General features: G+C 42.6%; 17 protein-coding genes. 3 read left to right on the top strand and 14 right to left on the bottom strand.

What is annotated here, in order from left to right:
- Window positions 1–31 precede the first annotated feature (31 nt).
- From ECA01S_RS08585 to rpsO, 5 genes are all read right to left on the bottom strand, one after another.
- Window positions 32–1,381: a CHAP domain-containing protein gene (locus ECA01S_RS08585; RefSeq protein ID WP_067394405.1), complete on the bottom strand. Its 1,350-nt coding sequence runs from the start codon at window positions 1,379–1,381 to the stop codon at window positions 32–34.
- A gap of 215 nt (window positions 1,382–1,596) precedes the next feature.
- Complete coding sequence (gene mreD, locus ECA01S_RS08580) at window positions 1,597–2,130, bottom strand: rod shape-determining protein MreD (RefSeq protein ID WP_067394037.1); 534 nt, start codon at window positions 2,128–2,130, stop codon at window positions 1,597–1,599.
- 1 nt (window position 2,131) lies between these two features.
- Window positions 2,132–2,992 (bottom strand): rod shape-determining protein MreC, encoded by an 861-nt coding sequence (mreC, locus tag ECA01S_RS08575; RefSeq protein ID WP_067394035.1) that lies wholly within the window; start codon window positions 2,990–2,992, stop codon window positions 2,132–2,134.
- Window positions 2,993–3,166: 174 nt separating this feature from the next.
- Window positions 3,167–5,278: a polyribonucleotide nucleotidyltransferase gene (pnp, locus tag ECA01S_RS08570; protein WP_174519979.1), complete on the bottom strand. Its 2,112-nt coding sequence runs from the start codon at window positions 5,276–5,278 to the stop codon at window positions 3,167–3,169.
- 163 nt (window positions 5,279–5,441) lie between these two features.
- Window positions 5,442–5,711 carry a 30S ribosomal protein S15 gene (rpsO, locus tag ECA01S_RS08565; RefSeq protein ID WP_067394030.1) on the bottom strand — a complete coding sequence of 90 codons (270 nt, stop codon included), beginning with the start codon at window positions 5,709–5,711 and terminating at the stop codon, window positions 5,442–5,444.
- Window positions 5,712–5,957: 246 nt separating this feature from the next.
- On the opposite strand from rpsO, the gene def reads away from it, so the two are divergent.
- A complete protein-coding gene (gene def / locus ECA01S_RS08560; protein ID WP_067394027.1) occupies window positions 5,958–6,521 on the top strand; it encodes a peptide deformylase in 564 nt (187 codons plus the stop codon).
- A gap of 36 nt (window positions 6,522–6,557) precedes the next feature.
- Here def and ECA01S_RS08555 read toward each other — a convergent pair whose 3' ends face one another.
- From ECA01S_RS08555 to ECA01S_RS08545, 3 genes are all read right to left on the bottom strand, one after another.
- Window positions 6,558–7,577: a D-alanine--D-alanine ligase family protein gene (locus tag ECA01S_RS08555; protein WP_067394024.1), complete on the bottom strand. Its 1,020-nt coding sequence runs from the start codon at window positions 7,575–7,577 to the stop codon at window positions 6,558–6,560.
- A 159-nt stretch (window positions 7,578–7,736) separates the two neighbouring features.
- Window positions 7,737–8,513 carry a Cof-type HAD-IIB family hydrolase gene (locus ECA01S_RS08550; RefSeq protein WP_067394021.1) on the bottom strand — a complete coding sequence of 259 codons (777 nt, stop codon included), beginning with the start codon at window positions 8,511–8,513 and terminating at the stop codon, window positions 7,737–7,739.
- Window positions 8,514–8,684: 171 nt separating this feature from the next.
- Window positions 8,685–9,482 (bottom strand): formate/nitrite transporter family protein, encoded by a 798-nt coding sequence (locus ECA01S_RS08545; protein ID WP_067394017.1) that lies wholly within the window; start codon window positions 9,480–9,482, stop codon window positions 8,685–8,687.
- 350 nt (window positions 9,483–9,832) lie between these two features.
- Here ECA01S_RS08545 and rpsD point away from each other — a divergent pair, with 350 nt between their 5' ends.
- Both rpsD and ECA01S_RS08535 read left to right on the top strand, forming a co-directional pair.
- Window positions 9,833–10,444, top strand: coding sequence for a 30S ribosomal protein S4 (gene rpsD / locus ECA01S_RS08540; protein WP_067394014.1), 612 nt, complete (start codon window positions 9,833–9,835; stop codon window positions 10,442–10,444).
- A 129-nt stretch (window positions 10,445–10,573) separates the two neighbouring features.
- Window positions 10,574–11,113, top strand: a complete 540-nt coding sequence (locus ECA01S_RS08535; protein WP_174519974.1) for a biotin transporter BioY — start codon at window positions 10,574–10,576, stop codon at window positions 11,111–11,113.
- Between the two features lie 97 nt (window positions 11,114–11,210).
- On the opposite strand, the gene ECA01S_RS08530 is transcribed toward ECA01S_RS08535, so the two are convergent.
- The 6 genes from ECA01S_RS08530 to tuf form a co-directional block, all read right to left on the bottom strand.
- The gene (locus ECA01S_RS08530; protein WP_067394011.1) at window positions 11,211–11,717 is read right to left on the bottom strand and encodes a QueT transporter family protein; all 507 of its coding nucleotides are present in this window, start codon (window positions 11,715–11,717) and stop codon (window positions 11,211–11,213) included.
- A 132-nt stretch (window positions 11,718–11,849) separates the two neighbouring features.
- A complete protein-coding gene (locus ECA01S_RS08525) occupies window positions 11,850–12,584 on the bottom strand; it encodes a 3-oxoacyl-ACP reductase (protein WP_067394008.1) in 735 nt (244 codons plus the stop codon).
- On the bottom strand, window positions 12,581–12,805 hold the full coding sequence (locus ECA01S_RS08520) for a DUF2829 domain-containing protein (protein ID WP_067394005.1): 225 nt from the start codon (window positions 12,803–12,805) through the stop codon (window positions 12,581–12,583). The genes ECA01S_RS08525 and ECA01S_RS08520 overlap by 4 nt, the downstream gene beginning before the upstream one ends.
- A complete protein-coding gene (locus ECA01S_RS08515; RefSeq protein WP_067394002.1) occupies window positions 12,802–13,410 on the bottom strand; it encodes a DUF1054 domain-containing protein in 609 nt (202 codons plus the stop codon). Before ECA01S_RS08515 ends, ECA01S_RS08520 begins: the two co-directional genes overlap by 4 nt.
- The gene (locus tag ECA01S_RS08510) at window positions 13,403–13,972 is read right to left on the bottom strand and encodes a GNAT family N-acetyltransferase (protein ID WP_067393999.1); all 570 of its coding nucleotides are present in this window, start codon (window positions 13,970–13,972) and stop codon (window positions 13,403–13,405) included. Before ECA01S_RS08510 ends, ECA01S_RS08515 begins: the two co-directional genes overlap by 8 nt.
- Before the next feature lie 119 nt (window positions 13,973–14,091).
- Window positions 14,092–15,279 carry an elongation factor Tu gene (tuf, locus tag ECA01S_RS08505; protein ID WP_067393997.1) on the bottom strand — a complete coding sequence of 396 codons (1,188 nt, stop codon included), beginning with the start codon at window positions 15,277–15,279 and terminating at the stop codon, window positions 14,092–14,094.
- Between the last annotated feature and the right edge of the window lie 16 nt (window positions 15,280–15,295).

Here is a 15,295-nt window from a genome sequence, read left to right as displayed (position 1 = left end):
CAGCGATTGCTGACCAGCCATAAATGTTTGATTAGAAACGGAAGACCCCGTAAGTCATTCCTGCTGGTGGTGCTGGAGCCCAGCCAGTTGTTTTAGAAACGTAGCCTGATCCTCCTGGGTTGTTGGATTCAACGATAGTGACAGTGCCACCACTAACACCAACGACTAAAACAGTATGAACGCCGCCAATCCAAGCATCTGGTGACACTGGACTATAATATTGCACGACATCCCCCGGTTGTACGTCAGACCAAGAAACTTGTGAAGCTGAGTTAGCCAATTGGCTGTATGGTCCGCCAAAACCGAAACCAATACCGCCAGCGCCTAACCAACGACGAACAGCTACTAAACATTCACCAGGTTGGTTCCAACCTGTTGCATAAGAGTTCCCAACATCTGCCAAAGCGGCATTGATAGCTGCTTGCTTACTAGAAGAAACAGATGAACTACCTGAGCCTGCATTGCCATTATCATTGTTTTCGGCTGGTTTTTCAGGAGCAGGTGTCGGTGCTGGAGTTGGTGTTGTTTGACCACCAGAATTTGACTCATTTGACTCATTTGACGTGTCCGCTGCTGTTTCAGTCTCAGTCACTTGAGTCGCTGTTTCTGATTCTTGTTGTAATTGTTCTTGACGTTGTGCTTGTTGTTCACGTGCCGCTGCTAGTTCTGCTTGGCGTTTTTCTTCCGCTTTCTTTTCAGCTGCGATACGAGCTTGTTCTTCTTTTAGCTTACGTTCTGCTTCAGCTTTTTGATCAAGGAATGTTTGCTTTTTGCTTTCTTCCGTTGATTTTTGTGCTGCTAGTTCATTACGCGCGACTTCTTGTTGGATCTTCATCGCTTTTAGTGAGTCGCTTTTTTCAGCTAATTCTTTTTCAGAAGCTTCCAAAGCTGTTAATTGTTTTTCCAATTTAGCGGATTTTGTTTCCACAACTTCTTTATCTTCTTTTTGTTGTTTTACTAAATCATTGTTGGCATTGACGATTGTGGTCATAGCCGTTACACGCGAAATCGCGTCCGAAATAGAATCTGCATTTAAAACTACGTCTAAATAAGTGTTGCTATTGCCATCTGTTTGAACAGAACGAGCCTGTTCACGAATTTTCACTTCACGTTTTTGAATTCGAACATTCAAATCTGAAATTTCTTTTTGCAATTTTTTGACTTGATTTGTCAAATCCGCTTTTTGTGCAGTCAATTCATCAATTTTGGCAGCGGTTGTGGTCATATCAGATTCAATACGGGATAACTCAGCTTCTGCTGAAGAAATTTGGCTATTTAATTCATTGATTTTTTGATCTTGTTGTTCAATTTTAGTATCAAACTCATCTGCTGATGCAGCAACGGGCAAAGCCACTGCGGTAAGAGTTAACGAACAAACCATTAATGCTGAAAACAAACTTTTCTTCACTCTTCATTCCTCCGACTTTTGCATTTCAATTTATCTTGAATTTCTAATTTTTCCTTAAGACAAAAGAATTGTATCATAGCAGTGTGTCAGCGAGATAAAGCTAACATTACAAAAACATTTCAAATCCCTTTTAAAAAATGACAGCTTTACATAATTTTATTGAACAATTCTGCAAAAAAACGACCTGCCTATTGTTTAGCAGGTCGTTTACGTGGTCGCCAGATAAAAAAGAGTTTTCCCAAGGGATAGACAAAGATCCAGTAGAGACAGATATTCAGTAAGAGTGTTGGCCCCAGCGCCCGCGAGATAAAGTAAAGAGGCGCAGCATTGGTAAATTGAAATAACATCTGCATGACTAGTGCTGCCAGTTCAAAAAACGTAATACTGATGATTGCGCCAAAAAATCTCGTAAAGACGTTGGTGTTAATCGTCTTTTCAAAGGTGATCATCAACGCCACCGTCAAAGGATAGATAACTGAATAAATACCAATAATCCCCACATAATAGCTATCATAAATCAACCCTAAAATCAGAGCGGTTACGATTAGATAACGTTTGGGTAAAACATCCGTTGCCAATAGAAATGCCAGCAAGAGAAAATGCGAGATAGCGAAATAAACATTATGAGTATAGCCATCTAAAAAGCTGGTTAATTGACCATCTAATAATAGAAAGAAAAAGAATAGGACGGGGGCGTAATACTTCAAATTAGCTTTTGTCATATTACTGACCATCCTCTACTAGACGTTTCACAATAGTGACTACTGAAATATCATAGAGTTCTGAATAAGGTTTGACGTAGACTTGCCGTTCTAGCCCAAATTTATCGGGCTTGATTTCTTCAACAGTCCCAATTAATAAATCGGCTGGTGAATTGCCTCCTAGACCAGAAGTCTGGACAACATCCCCTTTTTTCAGGTCTGTGTTGCCAGTAAGTTGTGAAACGACAAAGGCTTGGTGATCCTCATCATAAGACTTCAGCAGACCATAAGCATTCCCATCTTTCGAGCTGATACGAACTGGAAAATGATTGGCGTTTTGATTAGCCGAGGTCAGTAATTCGACCTTAGAAGACAAAGCATTGACTTCAATCACACGCCCAATCAATCCTTTTTGACTCATAACAGCCATATTGACCTCGATGCCATCTTTTGAGCCGCGATCTACAATCAGCATGTCCTGCCAAGTATCTGGCGAACGGGTAATCACATTAGCCGTGACTTTGTCATAACTCGTGAGTGTTTCATTCAATTCAAGCTCTTGCTTCAATTGATCAATTTCTTTTTCATAATTTTTATTTTTAATAACAGCTTCGTCATAGCTGTCGATTTTTGCTTTCAAATCCTTATTTTCTTGGTAAGTATTGATCAAGTCTCCAACAGAAGAGACGGCATTTTGTACGAATTTCACCGGATAAGAGAGACCTTTATCGATCAGCCCTACCGTATCATTCGCAACGGATTGAACAAGATTGTTCTTATTGTCTTTAGCGCGCTGTGCGGCCGTTACGGTAATGACCGCCACCACGATGATCACTACGATCAGCGTTATAATAATATTTTTGTTTGGATTAAATTTCTTCACATTTACACCCCTGGCACGTTTCGATATACAAAACCAATCCCAATTCTATCACTCTTTCAGAATAAAAAAAAGCGTTGGCTAGACCCTTAACGCTTTTTTATGCTTTTATATTTACAATTGCAAAATCAAAAACGTGGCACCTCATTTTTGTGAGGTGCCAGCGTAATCAGTTGTTTATTTGTCGTCTTCTAATAAGACCTTACGAGATAGGTTAACCCGACCTTGTTTATCGATTTCAGTCACTTTGACTAAGATCTCATCGCCAAGTTTTACCACGTCTTCGACTTTATTAACCCGTTCATTAGCTAATTGAGAAATGTGGACTAGGCCATCTTTCCCTTTAATCAAGTTAACAAAAGCCCCAAATTTTTCGATTCGAACGACTTTACCAAGATAGACTTGACCAACTTCGACCTCTTTCGTTAATTCTTCAATAATCTTGATGGCTTTTTGAATCATAGCAGCGTCGGCTGAAGCGATGCTGACTTTTCCATCTTGATCGATATCAATCTTCACGCCGGTTTCTTCAATGATGCCGTTGATGGTGTCGCCACCTTTACCAATCACATCTTTGATTTTCTCAGGTTTGATTTGGATCATTTCAATCTTCGGTGCGTATTGACTCAATTCTTCACGTGGTGCCGCAATTGTTGACGTCAATTCTGCCAAGATCTCCATCCGAGCTTTTTTCGCTTGCGCTAAAGCTTCGGTTAAGATTTGTTCAGTAATCCCTTGGATCTTGATATCCATTTGCAAAGCAGTGATCCCATCTTTGGTCCCAGCAACTTTAAAGTCCATATCGCCTAAGTGATCTTCTAAACCTTGGATGTCGGTTAAAATCGTATAGTTTTCGCCGTCAGATACTAAGCCCATTGCAATACCAGCTACTGGCGCTTTAATTGGCACACCAGCATCCATCAAGGCTAACGTGCCAGCACAGATACTTGCTTGAGAAGAAGAACCATTTGATTCCAAAACTTCTGCTACTAAACGAATCATGTAAGGGAATTCTGTTTCATCAGGAATGACTTGCGATAAAGCCCGTTCCCCTAAAGCACCATGCCCAATTTCCCGACGACCAGGTGAACCGGCACGACCAGTTGAGCCAACCGAGAATTGTGGGAAGTTATAGTGATGAATAAAACGTTTTGAGTCTTGAACGCCTAAGCCATCAATAATTTGATGTTCCCCTAATGGCGCTAATGTACAAGCAGACAACGCTTGTGTTTGACCCCGTGTAAATAGACCAGAGCCATGAACTCGTGGTAACAGACCTACTTCAGAAGCCAATGGTCGAATTTCATCCAGTTTACGGCCATCAGGTCGAATTTTGTCAATAGTAATCAATTCACGCACAACATCTTTTTCAAGATCTTCGGCTACTTGTTTGATTTCTTTACTGATTTGGACTAAGTCTTCGGTTTCAACGTTAGCAAAGCGTTCGTTGAAAACTTCTTTGACGGTTTCTTTGACTTTTTCGATCTCGTCTTCCCGAGCCAATTTTTCTTCCGTCATAACAGCTGTCTTCATAACACTGTAATAGCTGTCATAAATATCTTTTTTCAACTCTGGATTAACTTGCAATAATTTGACTTCCATTTTTTCTTTGCCCACAGCGGCTACGATTTCTTCTTGGAAGGCCACTAATTCTTTAATCGCATCGAAACCAAATAGCAAAGCACCCAGCATGTCATCTTCACCGACTTCTTTAGCGCCGCTTTCTACCATGTTAATGGCTTGTTTCGTACCAGCTACACTTAAGTCGATATCAGAAGCTGCTTGTTGCTCAATCGTTGGATTCAACACGTATTCTCCGTTAACGCGGCCCACTTCAACACCGGCAATCGGTCCATCAAATGGGATATCAGAGATTGACAACGCTAAGGAAGAACCCAGCATAGCTGCCATAGCTGGCGTATTATCTTGTTCCACACTCATCACGATGTTGGTGATTTGGACTTCGTTACGGAAGCCCTCCGCAAACATTGGCCGGATCGGACGGTCGATCAAGCGCGCCGTTAAGGTCGCATTTTCACTAGGACGTCCTTCACGTTTGATAAAGCCACCAGGGACTTTCCCCACGGCATACATTTTTTCTTCATAGTTAACTGTTAGTGGGAAGAAATCAACATCCTTCGCCTCTTTTGATGCAACGGCCGCTGACATGACAACAGTGTCGCCATAACGTACCAATACGGCACCATTGGCTTGCTTAGCCAGTTGACCGACTTCAACTTGCAAGGGACGGCCGCCCCAAGTGGTAGTAAATACTTGTTTTGTCATAATACGCTCCTCTCCTTGAGGATGTCAGCGTGCTACTAAACAAATGTCAAAAAGACCATGATTTCTTTCTCACATTTGCATAGTAGTGAACAACAGACTCCTCAAGACCTAATTTAAAATAGCAAGAAAAGTGAGATTCGGCTGAATCCCACTTTTCCATTGATGATTAACGACGTAAGCCTAAGCGTTGGATCAATTCGCGGTAACGTTGGATGTCAGAGTTACGTAAGTAAGCTAACAAGTTACGACGGTGACCAACTTTTTTCATCAAACCACGGTATGAATGGTGGTCTTTTTTGTGTACGCGTGCGTGTTCATTTAAGTGGTTGATTTCTTCAGTCAATACAGCGATTTGTACTTCTGGAGAACCAGTATCCCCCTCATGACGTGCGTATTCGTTGATGATTTCGTTTTTACGTTCTTTTGAAATTGCCATGTTTTTCACCTCTTTCTATTTTCTTCCCGAAACTGAGTAGGCGTTGGTGATTCGCACAACCAAGTGTCAGGCGGTATGTTTCCATACAGGAATACTTTACAGGAAAGCTGCGTTAAAAGCAAGCCTTTTCCACATGAGCAGGCCCTGTTTCAAACAATTTTTCTGCCTCTTTTTTCCATTTGTGGTACACTACTATATGGACCGCATTCGCTGCGGCGTCTACATAGTATTTGGAGGGAACTACCCATGATTACAATGAAAGATATCATTCGCGAAGGTCATCCGACTTTGCGAAAAGTTGCGGAAGAAGTCAGCCTACCTTTAAGCGCCGAAGACATCGCCTTAGGGCAGGAAATGATGACATTCCTAGAAAATAGTCAAGACCCGGTTAAAGCCGAGGAGTTGGAACTGCGGGGTGGTGTTGGTTTAGCCGCACCGCAAATTGATGTTTCCAAACGAATCACAGCCGTGTTAGTACCCAGCGCTGATCCGGAAAAGCCCGAACCAATCTTTAAGGATGTCCTCTACAATCCTAAAATCATCAGTCACTCCGTACAGGATGCCTGCTTGGCTGAAGGTGAAGGCTGTCTCTCGGTTGACCGCGAAGTACCCGGTTATGTCGTGCGCCACGCCCGTGTCACTATTACCTATACGGATATCGACGGCAATCAAAAGAAGAAAAAACTTAAAGGCTACGAAGCTATCGTAGTGCAGCATGAAATTGATCACTTGAATGGCGTCATGTTCTTTGACCATATCAACGATCAAAGTCCTTTTGCTTTAAAAGAAGGCGTACTAGTTATCGAATAGCAAAAAAGGGAGCAGGCTTCGGCTTGCTCCCTTTTTTTACTTTTTAAAGGCTAAAGTCAAAAGTCGTTCACACAACTCGTCATAGTCCAGCCCCACCACCGCTGCTTCTTGCGGCAACAAACTAGTAGGCGTCATGCCAGGCAATGTGTTTGCTTCAATACAATACATGTGCCCGCTTTGTGCCAGCATAAAATCAATGCGGGAATACCCAACCAATCCTAAAATTTGGTGGACCTTCAGAGCCAATTGCTGCATATTGCGCGTTTGCGATTCCGTTAACGCAGCTGGTGTGACTTCTTCTGTGGCATTCGCTTGATATTTATTCTCGTAGTCATAAAAACCAGCTTTAGGGATAATTTCAATGATGGGCAGGGCCTCCCCTTCCAAAACACCTACTGAGAATTCACGGCCGCTGATTTTTTGCTCAATCATGACCCGCTCCCCATATTGCGTCACTTCTTTCAAGGCTTGAATCAAGCCAGCTTCATTATCTACCATCTTGACGCCGATGCTAGAGCCATTATCGTTAGGTTTTACGACACAAGGATATTCCACTTGGGGGATCGGCTCGCCTTTACGGTACATCAACCAGTTAGCCGTCGGAATCCCGTTAAAGACCATCAGCTGTTTAGCCAAATGCTTGTCCATCGCCAATAAGCTACCAGCGTGACCACTACCGGTGTAACGAATCCGATACAAATCAAACAGCGCCTGTAATTTCCCATTTTCACCAATCCCACCATGCAAGGCTAAAAAGGCGACATCAGCACTTTGACACAATTCAATCACATTTGGACCAATCAATTCTTGCCGGTTATCAAACTGTTGCATCAAAGCTAACAGATCTGGCGCTACCTTGGGCACATCATACATGTACTGCTCTTGTCGCTCCGCTGCATAAGCTGATGCAAAATCAGCATATTGGCTACCTTCGTACAAATCAACCAACAATACCCGATGTCCTTTTCGAATCAAGGCATTGGCAATTTGGCTTCCTGAGGATAGTGACACATCACGTTCATCACTTAAGCCTCCTGCTAAGACTACTACATCCATTTGCTCACTCTTTTCTATGCAAGTTGTTTCCATTGTAGTCCAGTTGACTGAAAAAACCTAGCCTTGCTGGGCTATCTTCAAAAAAAGTTCGCAAATAGCTCCGTGCAAAAAGAGGTTGGGACATAACTTTTTGCGTTATGTCCCAACCACCTTTACTGACTAGATTAAGTCTAATTTTCGTAATGCTTGCCAAATGCCATCTTCATCGTTTGAAGCTGTCACCATATTGGCCACACTTTTAACGGAGTCGCTAGCATTGCCCATGGCGATGCCCACACCGGCAGCCTGCAACATTTCCTTATCATTTTCGCCATCGCCGATTGCAATCACATCCGCTTGAGGTACCCCCAGACGTTCAGCTAGCGTCATGAGTGTAATGGCTTTTGAACCCTCTTTAGGCACAATATCCACACTGTATGGATGCCAACGAACAAAGCGAAACTCAGGAAACTCTTTTTCAAAAGTACCGTCAAAAGATTGATCATAAAAAGCCAGGCCTTGATAGACTTCATTTTTCAAATGGAAATCAGCTTCCCATTCAGGTACATAATTATCCCCAAAGAAAGACATAGCTTCCACAACTTCTGGTCGAAAGTCCTTCATATAGCGTTTCACACCATCTAAGCCGATAAAAGCTGTTTCAATTGGCATTTCCGCAGCTTCTTTTACTAGTTGATCCAAGCGTTCCGTTGGTAATAGGTTTTTATAGACCTGTTGATGATCCATGAAGGCTGCCGCACCATTACATAAAATGTAGTTGGTCAAGCCAACTTTTTGAATCAACTCTTCCGCCATCATGCGGGTCCGTCCGGTAGCAATCGTAACATAGTGTCCTTGTTCTTGTAGACGTTTCACTGCTTCATAGGTACTGTCTAATGGTTCGTGGTTAGAGCTGATCAACGTCCCATCAATATCTAGTGCAATAATTTTTCTCATGGTGTACTCGCTTTCGTATAATAGTTAGTCTGTTTCTTGCTTAAACAACCATTTTGTCTAGCAAGCTCATTTTCAATATAAGCGCAGTTGTCTAAGCGTTCTTCGTTAGTCTAACATGGATAGAAACAAGAAGAAAGCACCAAAAACAAACTCGTTTTTGATGCTTTCAGCTTAATCCAAGTAAGTCGTGTCCGCAGCATTAAGCCAAGCATAGCCTAAGCCAATTACTAAGCCACCACCGACAAAGTTTCCTAATAGAGCCAGAATCAGATTATGGGCAACGTTTCCTGCCGTCATCGCAGCTAACGTACCACCAGAAGCAAAGTATGCTAATGAGAAAGCTGGGAAGTTAGCAATCACGTGCTCAAAACCTAAGAAGGCAAAAATAAAGATAATGAAAATAATAGACCAGACTTTACCGGCATCATCTTTCATGCGCATGCTGGCAACCACAGCCGTATTTACCACGATATTCGCAAAAATTGCCTCTACAAAAATTTGTAGTGAGCTTTTTTCTAACTTAGAAGCCACACCGGTAAATAAATAAGAATCGACTGGCAAATCTTGGAACGGTAACGTTTTTGAAACCAAAAAGGCAAAGAACACGCCACCAATCAAGTTAAACAAGATACAAGTGAATAAAATCTTCAGGCCTAGAGAAACACTGACTTTTTTTCGGAAAACGCCAATGGTCATATACATCATGTTTGAGGTACCCAACTCCGCATTCATATAAATGATCATAACTAATGACCAGCTAAACATAAATGAATACAAAATTTTACCAAGACCATGGACCATGTCTTCACCTTTCATAGCAATTGAAAAGGCTACGGCAGTTCCTAGCGTCAGAAAGAGACAAGCAAAGACGGCACGTACCATATAACGAACCGGACTCGTGTAAAATAAATCAACTTTCTTATCGATTGAGTTATCGATCTTCTCCAATAAGGGGGATACAGCTTTCATTCTTTTCTCCTTTATCAAGTAAAATAAGTTCGTCTATATTTTAAAGAGGAAATCATTATTTGTCTAGCTATTTTTGTAAATTCCACCCGTTTTCTGAAAATTCAATGAGGTTTCTGTCATGGAAAAAAGGTTGGAAAACCTTGACGTTTCCATTAATTCTCGGTATACTATCCTTTGTGTAAAATAATGCAGCAGAAGGATAGTAACTCGTCCCCAGTTTGTTGCCCCGCATCGGGTTCAATTGTGTAACCGCGGCTGCAAAGGTGAAGATTGAAGAACAAACTGTACGATTATGAATTTTTCAACGGATTATTTTACTCCAAAAACTTATTTTATTGGAGGAATTTTCAATGTCACGTTATACTGGCCCATCTTGGAAAATTTCCCGTCGTCTTGGTATTTCTTTATCAGGCACAGGAAAAGAATTAGCACGTCGTCCTTACGCACCAGGTCAACACGGTCCTAACAGCCGCGGTAAATTGACTGAATACGGACAACAATTAGCTGAAAAACAAAAACTACGTCATATGTACGGCATGAACGAACGTCAATTCCGTAACTTATTCGTAAAAGCAAGCAAAATCAAAGAAGGAAAACACGGTATCAACTTCATGATCTTACTAGAACAACGTTTAGACAATGTTGTTTATCGTCTTGGTTTAGCGACTACTCGTCGTCAAGCACGTCAATTAGTAAACCACGGTCATATCTTAGTTGATGGCAAACGCGTTGACATCCCTTCTTACCACGTTGAAGTTGGTCAAGTGATCGCTGTTCGTGAAAAATCTCAAAGTATCGTTACTGTAAAAGAAGCAGTTGAAGCTGTTGTTGGACGTCCAGCATTCGTAAGCTTTGATACTGAAAAATTAGAAGGAAGCTTAACTCGCTTACCTGAACGCGACGAAATGTATCCAGACATTGATGAAGCATTAGTCGTTGAATACTACAACCAAAAACTATAATTTTTGGTCTTGCAACTGCCCAGTTTTCTGGGCAGTTTTTTTGTGCTTTACAAATGCAACTTTTTCTTTTATGATTACGTTAACCAAATAAATTATTTAGTTAACGTAACAAGAAAGGAATTATCGTTCATGATGAAGATTACTCTAAGACAACAAATTCTAGCTGCAACCTTTGCCGTCGTCATTGGGATTCTATCGCAATTAACCTTGCCGCTAACACTAGTGCCCTTAACGGGTCAAACTTTCGCTATTGGTTTAGCGGTTACTCTGTTAGGCAAGAAAAACGGCACCTACGCCATTTTGATTTATCTATTGTTAGGTTTGATTGGCGTCCCCGTTTTTGCCGGTATGTCAGCAGGCTTCTCTGTTCTAGCAGGTCCGACTGGCGGCTATTTAGTAGGTTTTATTTTTAACGGCTTACTGACTGGCGCCATTTTGGAAAAACGAGGCTTCACCTATACTTGGGCCATCGTTGCCAATTTAGTTGGGGCTATCGTCACACTTTTCTTTGGCACCATTTGGCTGAAAGTCGCAGCTGATCTGACTTGGGCCGGCGCCATGAGTGGCGGCTTCATTCCTTTCATCCTACCAGGGGTCATTAAAGCAATCGCTGCTGCTTACCTCGGTATTCTGATTCGTCAACGCTTAGTCCGCTTTGCCGTCAACTAAGCTGTTCTATTTCCTTGCATACGAAAAACTCGATTCCACTTCAAGAGTGGAATCGAGTTTTTTCTTTATCAGGTCAGCCAATTCCTTGGCGACCTGTTTATTTTGTTAGATCAATTCGGCGACTGACACCATAGATAAGCATCCCGCCAACTACCATGGAAAGTAATTCCCCTAAGCCAATCACCAACCAATTACTCCAAAAAGGGACTTGGTACAAAAAGGTTAGCTGACCTGCCACTGTAAACATTGAAAAGGCAAACGTGATGGCGGTCACCACCATTTTATTTTTCAGCCGTTTCATTTTACGGGTAATGAACTGGTTAAAAAGCAATACTGCCAGTGTAGCTGTACTTCCAAAAATCACGTCTATCATCCCTAGTGGCGAAGCCAGATTGGCAATCGCGACCCCTAAAGTCACTGCTACTAGATAGCGTTTATGGAACAAGGGCAAATAATTGAACATTTCTGCTAAGCGAATCTGGATAGCCCCAAAACTGATAACGGATAAGACTAATGTGAGCGTCACATAAAGTCCTGTTACCACTGCCATTTTAGCAGTGTCCGAGGTTGTCCAACGACTGGTGGTAGTTTCTTGATTATTCATTTGTCATTCTCCTTTACAAGGTTCACCTTGTTAATAACTACGGCCAAAGGAAGGGAGTTTTAGCTCCAACTGAAGTGCCGTAGTGCGCATGCGCTATTATTCAGTTTACTGGATTTTGTTAAAAATTCAAGCTTATTTTAAAAGCCAGCCCCCATCGATAGGGATGATATTACCTTGCATATAACGTGCTTGCTCACTAGCTAAAAAGAGCGTCAACTCAGCTACTTCTGTCGCTGTGCCCCAGCGTTTCACCGGTGTTTCCTCCGCTACCCAACGAGCCATAGCACCATCTCCTGCAAAATCCGCTTGATTCATCGGTGTTTCAATCGCCCCTGGCGCAATCGCATTGACTCGTAAGCCATCCTTAGCATAATCCAATGCTAATTGTTTAGTAAAGCCGACAATGGCATGCTTGCTGGTGGTATAGGCGATGCCACCGCCACCGGCTACCAACCCCGCAATTGACGCCATATTGATGACAGTACCTTTTTGCGCCAATAGTTCTGGTAGCAGTAATTTCGTTAAGTAAAACAAACTATTTAAGTTGGTATCCATAATACGCCGCCACTCTTCTGCCGTTGTGTCGCCTAACGGCCGATAGTCATCTAATACGCCTGCCGTATTTAATAAGACATTTACTTTGCCAAAAACATCGTGACAATGGTGGACAGCTAGTTGCAGGACATTCTCATCCCGCACATCGCCAATTGCGAAAGCAAATTGATTGGGATAGGTTTCCCGCAACTCCAATAAGGGTTCTTTTTGCTGATCTAGCCCAAAAACATAGGCGTCGGCCGCTAAAAAGGCGCGGGCTTGCGCAGCTCCGATCCCTGAGGCAGCGCCAGTAATGAAAACGACTTGCTTCATTCGGCTACAATTTGCCAATCTTCCGCTAAGATGTCACAAACAGTTGGCGCAAAACTGGAAAATCCTTCATCAGCGGTCTTAATCAAGAAATAAGGGGTCACAGGTGCCCCGTCATACGTTTCGTTGGCAACTAGCGTTACATACAATTCCACGCCACTCCAGCCTGAACGAATGATTTTTGCACCTTGTTTTAATTGCGGTAAAATTGCTTCAAAAGTCATTTATCTTCTCCTAAACTTGCCTGATAAATAGGCACCAGTGATAAGAACGTTTCTTGCATATAAGTGGTTAAATGCTCGTCTTGCCACAACACATCATGACGAGGAATTACCCGACCAATCTGGAATTCGCCCTTTTTAACATCCCGAAGACGGGTCAAAGCTTTAGGCAGATCTGCTTCCTCCAGCCGTTGATAAGCTGGTTTGGTATGGTCTAATGCAATTACCGTATCCTTTGGTAGTGTAGCAAAAAGTTCTGGTTGTGCCAAGAGGCGGTCGGCCATTTCTTGCTCGCCCTTAGGATTGTCAATATAAGACAGGTAAAGAAAGACAAAATCTGGCCAAATACCCACTTGAAAATGAGGCGCCATCTTATAACCCCGTTTATGAGGACTAATGGCGGACCAAGTACTTTCCGGTGGATAAACTGTCCGGCGACGGTGCTGGGCGATATGGATATAGAGCGGCTCCTCTAACGCCTCTGCTAAGACTGTTGCTAGTTCTTCATCTACTTTTTGAAATGTTGGTTGAATCTCTTGCCGAATCAGCGCCATTCGTTCCTCCAGCCCGGCAATTGTAAAAATGTCAAAATCTTGAACTTTAAACATGTCCTGCCTCCCACATCTCTTTGGTGATGCCATATTGTTGATCTGTCACGACCTTGCCTTTCCATTTACGCGCATTGGGCAAACGTCCCTCAAAAGTCATACCGAGTTTCGTCATGACTTTCCCAGAATTAGGATTCAAGACATCATGAACCGCACTAACACGGATCAGCCGTAATTTGTCAAAAGCCAATGCTAAAAGCGCTTCACCGGCTTCGGCTACGATTCCCTGTCCCCAGTAATCTGGATGCAGCACGTAGCCTGAGACGCCATTCTCATGGGCCTCTTGCAAGTTCAAATCAATACTGCCGATTAAATGACCACTTTCTTTCAATTCAATCCCAAATTTCCCTAAAGGACTGCTTAAGAAGTAGTTGGCAATATTACGTTTAGTGTCTTCCAGCGTTTGATGTGGTTCAAAGACAAATTGCATCGCTTCACGGTCATGCGCATAGTCATACATATCTTCCGCATCAGCTAACGTTACTGGACGCAAGGTTAGTCTTGGGGTTTCCATAATGGCATTCTCTGCCAGGATCAATTGACGATCTAATAATAATTCCATCAAGTTCAACTCCTTTTTTCTACTTTAGCGAAAGCCGTGCTTGAAGGCAAGAAAAAAAAGAGAACTATCCGAGGATAGTTCTCTTGCGTCCGAACATAAATTACAAATTTTAAACAGGATTAAGCAGTGATTTCAGTAACCACGCCGGCACCTACAGTACGTCCACCTTCACGAATTGAGAATTTCGTTCCAGTTTCGATAGCGATTGGGTGGATCAATTCAACGTCGATAGTTACGTTGTCGCCAGGCATAACCATTTCAGTACCTTCTGGTAACTCAACAACACCAGTTACGTCAGTTGTACGGAAATAGAATTGTGGGCGGTAGTTAGTGAAGAATGGAGTGTGACGTCCGCCTTCTTCTTTAGTTAAAACGTAAACTTCCGCTTTAAATTTTGTATGTGGAGTGATTGTTCCTGGTTTTGATAAAACTTGTCCACGTTGGATATCTTCACGAGCTACCCCACGTAACAATGCGCCGATGTTGTCGCCAGCTTCAGCGTAATCCAACAATTTCCGGAACATTTCAACACCAGTTACAGTAGTTTTTGAAGTTTCTTCAGCGATACCTACAACTTCAACTTCGTCCCCAACGCGAACTTGTCCACGTTCAACACGACCAGTTGCAACAGTACCACGACCAGTGATAGAGAATACGTCTTCGACTGGCATCATGAATGGTTTGTCGTTATCACGTTCTGGAGTTGGGATGTATTCATCAACTGCAGCCATTAATTCCATGATTTTTTCTTCGTATGAAGCGTCGCCTTCTAATGCTTTCAAAGCAGAACCAGCGATTACAGGAACATCGTCACCAGGGAATTCGTATTCGCTTAATAGGTCACGAACTTCCATTTCAACTAATTCTAGTAATTCTTCATCGTCAACCATGTCAACTTTGTTTAAGAATACTACGATGTAAGGTACACCAACTTGGCGAGACAACAAGATGTGTTCGCGAGTTTGTGGCATAGGGCCATCAGCAGCAGATACTACTAAGATCGCGCCGTCCATTTGGGCAGCACCAGTGATCATGTTTTTAACGTAGTCCGCGTGTCCTGGGCAGTCAACGTGAGCGTAGTGACGTGCGTCAGTTTCGTACTCAACGTGAGCTGTAGAGATAGTGATTCCGCGTTCGCGTTCTTCAGGAGCGCCATCGATTTGGTCGTAAGCCATTGCTTGCGCGCCGCCTTTTTTAGCTAATACAGTTGTAATAGCAGCAGTTAAAGTAGTTTTACCATGGTCAACGTGGCCGATAGTACCAATGTTAACGTGGGGTTTAGAACGGTCAAATTTTTCTTTAGCCATTTTAAAAATGTTCCTC

This window comes from Enterococcus canis NBRC 100695, assembly GCF_001544375.1.
Taxonomy (GTDB): domain Bacteria; phylum Bacillota; class Bacilli; order Lactobacillales; family Enterococcaceae; genus Enterococcus_H; species Enterococcus_H canis.
Note: the sequence above shows the minus strand (reverse complement) of the source record. Positions and strands in the feature narration are given on the sequence as shown.

What these genes read in the sequence shown, in the direction of transcription:
- ECA01S_RS08585 (WP_067394405.1), bottom strand. Translation starts at nt 1,381, where the DNA reads ATGGTTTGTTCGTTAACTCTTACCGCAGTGGCTTTGCCCGTTGCTGCA.
- mreD (WP_067394037.1), bottom strand. Translation starts at nt 2,130, where the DNA reads ATGACAAAAGCTAATTTGAAGTATTACGCCCCCGTCCTATTCTTTTTC.
- rpsO (WP_067394030.1), bottom strand. Translation starts at nt 5,711, where the DNA reads ATGGCAATTTCAAAAGAACGTAAAAACGAAATCATCAACGAATACGCA.
- def (WP_067394027.1), top strand. Translation starts at nt 5,958, where the DNA reads ATGATTACAATGAAAGATATCATTCGCGAAGGTCATCCGACTTTGCGA.
- ECA01S_RS08555 (WP_067394024.1), bottom strand. Translation starts at nt 7,577, where the DNA reads ATGGATGTAGTAGTCTTAGCAGGAGGCTTAAGTGATGAACGTGATGTG.
- ECA01S_RS08550 (WP_067394021.1), bottom strand. Translation starts at nt 8,513, where the DNA reads ATGAGAAAAATTATTGCACTAGATATTGATGGGACGTTGATCAGCTCT.
- ECA01S_RS08545 (WP_067394017.1), bottom strand. Translation starts at nt 9,482, where the DNA reads ATGAAAGCTGTATCCCCCTTATTGGAGAAGATCGATAACTCAATCGAT.
- rpsD (WP_067394014.1), top strand. Translation starts at nt 9,833, where the DNA reads ATGTCACGTTATACTGGCCCATCTTGGAAAATTTCCCGTCGTCTTGGT.
- ECA01S_RS08535 (WP_174519974.1), top strand. Translation starts at nt 10,574, where the DNA reads ATGATGAAGATTACTCTAAGACAACAAATTCTAGCTGCAACCTTTGCC.
- ECA01S_RS08530 (WP_067394011.1), bottom strand. Translation starts at nt 11,717, where the DNA reads ATGAATAATCAAGAAACTACCACCAGTCGTTGGACAACCTCGGACACT.
- ECA01S_RS08525 (WP_067394008.1), bottom strand. Translation starts at nt 12,584, where the DNA reads ATGAAGCAAGTCGTTTTCATTACTGGCGCTGCCTCAGGGATCGGAGCT.
- ECA01S_RS08520 (WP_067394005.1), bottom strand. Translation starts at nt 12,805, where the DNA reads ATGACTTTTGAAGCAATTTTACCGCAATTAAAACAAGGTGCAAAAATC.
- ECA01S_RS08515 (WP_067394002.1), bottom strand. Translation starts at nt 13,410, where the DNA reads ATGTTTAAAGTTCAAGATTTTGACATTTTTACAATTGCCGGGCTGGAG.
- ECA01S_RS08510 (WP_067393999.1), bottom strand. Translation starts at nt 13,972, where the DNA reads ATGGAATTATTATTAGATCGTCAATTGATCCTGGCAGAGAATGCCATT.
- tuf (WP_067393997.1), bottom strand. Translation starts at nt 15,279, where the DNA reads ATGGCTAAAGAAAAATTTGACCGTTCTAAACCCCACGTTAACATTGGT.